Origin of the sequence: uncultured Campylobacter sp., from assembly GCF_938045465.1 — a bacterium.
In the GTDB taxonomy this organism is placed as follows: domain Bacteria; phylum Campylobacterota; class Campylobacteria; order Campylobacterales; family Campylobacteraceae; genus Campylobacter_B.
This window is the reverse complement of record NZ_CALIBF010000058.1, coordinates 1-1233: the sequence shown is the minus strand read 5'-3', so window position 1 is coordinate 1233 and position 1233 is coordinate 1. Positions and strand designations below refer to the sequence as shown.

The window sequence follows — 1233 nt, the reverse complement described above, 5'->3', positions numbered from 1 at the left end:
AGAACGAAAGCCGTTTTAGAAATAGCGTAAAAACGATAAACAGGTCTCAAAAATTCTCCCTAAAAACGAGCGAAATCAAAATCTCGCCCTCCAAAATATAGCTCTTGTGCGACCACGCCCTGCCGCGCTCATCAAGCGCCAAAGCCTCTCCATCTGCGCCGCGCGCCAGCCCCACGCGAGCAAGCGCGTAAAAACCCAGGCTTCGCGCCTTAATCAGCGCCTCTTTGATCGTGTAAATTTTATAAAAAACAAGCTTCTTTTCGCTCTCGTCCGCCGCCGCCAAAAGTTCGCGTTCAAAGTCGTTGAAACAAAACTCGCTCGCCGCGGCAAAATTCCGCGGTTTTAAAATTTCAAGATCGAGCCCGAATTTTTGCCTCGCTAGAGCCACGGCGACGATCGTTTTGCCCTCCGCGCTTTTGTGCGAGATGCAAAATTTGCCGCGCTTTTTAAAGCGCGCTTTAAGCGCCCGCGAAACGCGAAACTCGCGCAGATGGGCTCGCGCGCACGCCAGCTTCTTATCGCGCCTGCTCAAAAGTCGCCTCGGGGCGCGCAGATCCTCGTCGGTGATTAAAATTTTTATCTCGCTCATAAAGCTTTGATTTTACTAAAATAGTCTTTATAAAAATATAAAATAGTGCCGTAGCGTTAGAATTCCGTTTAAAATTTATTTGATGCGATTGGGCCCAAAGGCGCACTAAAACATATAATTTATCGCGTTTGCGCCAAGGCCTCGCCTCGGACGCGGTAAAATTTTAAAATTTAGCTCGTTTTCGATCTGCGCCGCCCACTTTTTGGTTCGTCGCGTGTCGCTTTGCGGCGTCGATTGCGTTCGTTACGCTCGTCTTGTTCGTCGCATCTCGTGCGATTGCCTATTTGGTTAAATTTTAGTGCGGCTGTATCAAGAGGCAGGCAGCGCAGGTTTTGAAAACATCGGCGCGGAATTTTAAAATTCCGCGATAAAATTTCTACCGCGGGCGGCGTTTGCGCCGGAGCTTTTGCGACGAAATCCGGATGCGTCGTGCGATGAGCTTTAAAATCCTGAAGCGAAATTTAAAATCGCGAGCAGTGCGTAACGCAGCAGACGTCGTAATGCGGCGGTTTAAAATTTAAACGCATTTGAATAAAACGAGCGCGATTTTAGCGCCCTTTTTGCCCATGCGATTTGAAATTTAAACGCACTTGAATAAAACAGCGTGAAATTTTATCCACGCCCCAATGAAGCAGCGCGAATTT

At 48.2% G+C, this 1233-nt stretch carries 1 protein-coding gene; it reads right to left on the bottom strand.

Annotated features, from left to right (window positions below):
• Positions 1 to 46: 46 nt before the first annotated feature.
• Entirely contained in the window at positions 47 to 589 is a 543-nt protein-coding gene (locus Q0413_RS02990; protein ID WP_298987155.1) for a 4'-phosphopantetheinyl transferase superfamily protein, read from the bottom strand.
• Positions 590 to 1233 lie beyond the last annotated feature (644 nt).

What these genes read in the sequence shown, in the direction of transcription:
- Q0413_RS02990 (WP_298987155.1), bottom strand. Translation starts at nt 589, where the DNA reads ATGAGCGAGATAAAAATTTTAATCACCGACGAGGATCTGCGCGCCCCG.